At 34.1% G+C, this 3573-nt stretch carries 6 protein-coding genes; all 6 read right to left on the bottom strand.

Features of this window, described 5'->3' with window-relative positions:
* Window positions 1-239: 239 nt before the first annotated feature.
* Entirely contained in the window at window positions 240-734 is a 495-nt protein-coding gene (locus BM238_RS14220) for an endonuclease III domain-containing protein (protein WP_090082906.1), read from the bottom strand.
* Window positions 707-952, bottom strand: coding sequence for a hypothetical protein (locus tag BM238_RS14225; RefSeq protein ID WP_090082909.1), 246 nt, complete (start codon window positions 950-952; stop codon window positions 707-709). Before BM238_RS14225 ends, BM238_RS14220 begins: the two co-directional genes overlap by 28 nt.
* Window positions 953-1188: 236 nt before the next feature.
* Entirely contained in the window at window positions 1189-2064 is an 876-nt protein-coding gene (locus tag BM238_RS14235; protein ID WP_090082917.1) for an NmrA family NAD(P)-binding protein, read from the bottom strand.
* Window positions 2065-2145: 81 nt separating this feature from the next.
* Window positions 2146-2715, bottom strand: coding sequence for a Crp/Fnr family transcriptional regulator (locus BM238_RS14240; protein WP_090082920.1), 570 nt, complete (start codon window positions 2713-2715; stop codon window positions 2146-2148).
* Window positions 2716-2885: 170 nt separating this feature from the next.
* Window positions 2886-3260 (bottom strand): SdpI family protein, encoded by a 375-nt coding sequence (locus tag BM238_RS14245; RefSeq protein WP_233742013.1) that lies wholly within the window; start codon window positions 3258-3260, stop codon window positions 2886-2888.
* Window positions 3247-3573 (bottom strand): hypothetical protein (locus tag BM238_RS14465; protein ID WP_221404945.1); only part of this gene is annotated, 327 nt, incomplete at its 5' end. The genes BM238_RS14465 and BM238_RS14245, both read right to left, overlap by 14 nt.

Here is a 3573-nt window from a genome sequence, read left to right on the forward strand (position 1 = left end):
TCAACGCAGTTTCTAAGTGAGATTTTTTTTTAATTCCAAATAGTTTATCTAAAATCTTCATTTTGTGCGATTGTCTTGTAGTATTACTGCTAACGTTTTGCGGCTTGGCGTAGTGGCGGATTTTCACCACAAATGCTGATACGAAGCACACACTTCAAATATAGCATAAATGTTCAAACGAAGCACTTCACCCGCCATTACGCCAAACCGCTGTTATGTGCCGTTTTTCTTCTCAGTGGTCAGTCCTTCGTGTCTGCACTTGGGCAAAGTTTGTTTAAAACGCAAATGTCGCACTTTGGATTTTGAGCTTTACAAGTATTCATTCCGTGTTCAATCATATTGAGATGAAACTCATAATGTGTTTGCCAAGTTTTAGGTAAATTTTCTTCAAACCAAGTTTCAACTTCGGCTGGTTTAAACTTGTCTGTAACAAATTGTAATCGTTGTGCAATTCTAAAAATATGTGTGTCCACTGGTTGAGAAGGTAACTGTAAATTAAAAAGCATTACGCAACTTGCTGTTTTTGGTCCAACGCCATTGAGTGCTAATAAGTATTTTTTAGCTTCTTCTGGTTCGTAAGAACGAAGAAAGTTTAATGCTAATTCTTTCCGTTCGTTTTTTAGCTTTGTCAGGATGCCGAAAATATAACCTGCTTTTGATTTGGTTAAATTTCCCCTGGCTTCTTTTAATGTTGCTTCAATGTCGTCTAATGTTGCTTCAATGCTCTGTCCCAAGTAGGATATTTTGTAAATAAAGCGTTTGCCATTCTTTGCGTTGATGCAATTGGACTTTGTTGGGAAAGTACAGTTTCAATCAAGCCGTCAAGTGGTTCAGATTTTTCACCTGCAACAGTTCTGGTGTCTGTATTAAAAACATTCGGCTTTTCAGCCGAATGTCCATATTGTTGTTTTAGTTTTTTAGCAATTACGCTAACTTTTTCTTTAATCTTCATAAAATTTGAGTTGTTATTTAGTTAACCAAGTCCAAAATTTAGTTTGCAAAAATCCTAATAATGCACCCATAATAGGAACTAAAATAAGTGTGATTACAAGTGTTCTTAACAAAACGTGAAGATGCCCAATGAGTGGCATTAAAAAGAAAAACAAAATATTTAAGAGTGGATAAATGCAAAGCCAAGTGACCAATGCCATTTTCCATTTTACTGGCTTTTTTGTCATTGATTTGGCTTTAATTAATTTTAGAAACTAAGTTTTCAGTCAACCATTCTTTTATGGTAGTTGGTGTTGTTGATGATTGTGTACGTGGCTCGGTGTTGTACAAACCTTTCTCAATAGCTACAAACATATCAGTCAAAGAATTTGCAAAGGCTTCTGTTGAATGATGCCCCAAAAGTGTTTTCACATAGTCCTCTCTTGATACTTGTTGAAAACGAATTGGCTTACCTGCTAATTCACTTAATTGTACTGCGATATCGTTGTGGCTTATATCTGCTGCACCGTGGACTGCAACACCTTCAACACCTGTCCAAGAGTTGTCAATAAGAAATTCAACTGCTTTTGAAGCAATGTCTTTGGCTGCAACTTGTGGCGATTTGTAATTGCCGTCAATTGGTAAAAAGAACATTCCCATTTTTTTTAGTGGGGCAATTTGCCACAAGAGACTTTCAAAAAATATAGGACAACGCAATGCTCTAACAGATGCACCTGATTGATTAATGATGTCTTCTCCTTTGTGCAAAGCTGTTGCAACCCCTGCCTGTAAACCACTTTCTTTTCCACCACCTGACAAATAAACTACTCTTTTTGTACCTGCATTTTTGATTGCCTTTGCTGCAACTTTTGCAAACCCTTCATAGTAGGCGTTTACATCTTCCTGTGTGTTGCTTTGTGGCACACAAAAATAAAGTGTGTCGCAACCTTGCAAGGCTTCTGTAAATTCTGTGTCGTTAAGCAAAGAGCCAATGGCAACTTCTACTTTTTCTAAAATATGGGCTGGGATTTTTTTAGGGTCTCTAACAAAAATCCTAACGTCCTGTCCTTGTTCTACTAAATGTTGTAGAACCATTGAGCCTGTGTTGCCTGTTGGCGTTGTTACTAAAATCATAATTGTACTTTTTTAAATTGTTTAATGAAGTGCAAAGATAATAATAGCATTTTCCGTGAACGTTGTCCTATGTTCACATTTTTAGAGTTTGGATTTTATTCTGCTTAGTGTTTGTGGCGTAAGTCCTAAATAAGATGCAGCCATTTTGTTTGATATTCTGGTTAAAAGTTTAGGTTGGTTTGTCATAACCCAACGTACTTTTTCCAATGCTTCCAAACCTTGAAAACCATAAATGCGTTCTTGGGCTTGAATAAAAGCCAATTCTAAAATCTGTCTGTAAATAAACCCAAATTGAGGAACGGTCTCAACCAAATGAAAATAGTCGTCTCGGTTGATTACTAACAGTTCCGAACTTTCAATAGTCTGTATAAATTCAAAGGCTGGTTTTTGATTGATAAGGCTTGGTAATGCAGTTCCAAAAGCACCTTCAAAAGCAAAATATCTTGTGCCTTCTTCACCGTCTTGGTTAATTCCAAAAAGTCGTAAGCAACCTTTATTTACAAAATAGTAATGTTTGCAAACTTCGCCTTCCGTCAATAAAAATTCATTGCGTTTGGTTTTTTTTTGTTTAAAGAAGGATGAAATATAAGAAAGTGTCTTTTGGTCAATCTCTTTCCTAACTCTAAAATATTGCTCTAATTGTCTGTACACTTTGATGTTTGTTGAGTTGTCTTAAAATGGCACATAACGGATTGCGGCTTTATGAAGTGGCAATCTTCGTAACCGATTTCTTTCTGCTAAGATAGAATTTCTTGCGAAAGATAAACGTGAATTTTGCAAATTTTTTGCCATTTCATAAAACCGCTGTTGTGCGTTCGTTTTTATTTTTCGCTAAATTTAATTTTTATTGCTTTTTCAACTCTTAACAAGAGTATAATTAACATTAAAATCATAAGTCCTAAACCAATAAACATATTCGTTAAATTATCAAAATTTGTTATTAAACTAAAAAGGCAACTAATTGAAAGTAAAAACCCTAATTTCATCATTTCTTTGGAAGAATAATTCTGTGCAAAATCCCATTTTTCTTGATTTTCCATTGAACTTGAAGTTCTATAACCATAAAGTGAGTTAATATTTTTCGGTGGAAATTTGTACATTATGAATCCAGCTACTATAAATATTAAACCTCCAAAAAAAGTGATGTTTATAAGTGGATTTTCAAACATAATATTTAGGCTTTCATTTATTTTCATTTTCTTTTTTGTTAGTATTCTTGATTGTTAAAATCATTGCTAATATTAACAATAGATTTGAGGCAATACTAGAATATCGGTTTTCTTTTAAGTTTTCAAAGTTCAATTCAGTTACGTTTAATACAAGTAAAATTAAACTTGCTAAAATTAAAAAGTAAGCTTTATTCTTTCTATTCATAAATTTCCTAATTCTGTTTCGTTCCGCCAAAATGACGCACAACGGTTGGGTATTTCTGTTGGCGGGGATTTTATATAACAAGTCTTTGTAAATATGACAAATTGAACAATTAGCGAAAATCTTGATGATATAAAC

The sequence above is a fragment of the Halpernia frigidisoli genome (genome assembly GCF_900113805.1).
Classification (GTDB): Bacteria; Bacteroidota; Bacteroidia; order Flavobacteriales; family Weeksellaceae; genus Halpernia; species Halpernia frigidisoli.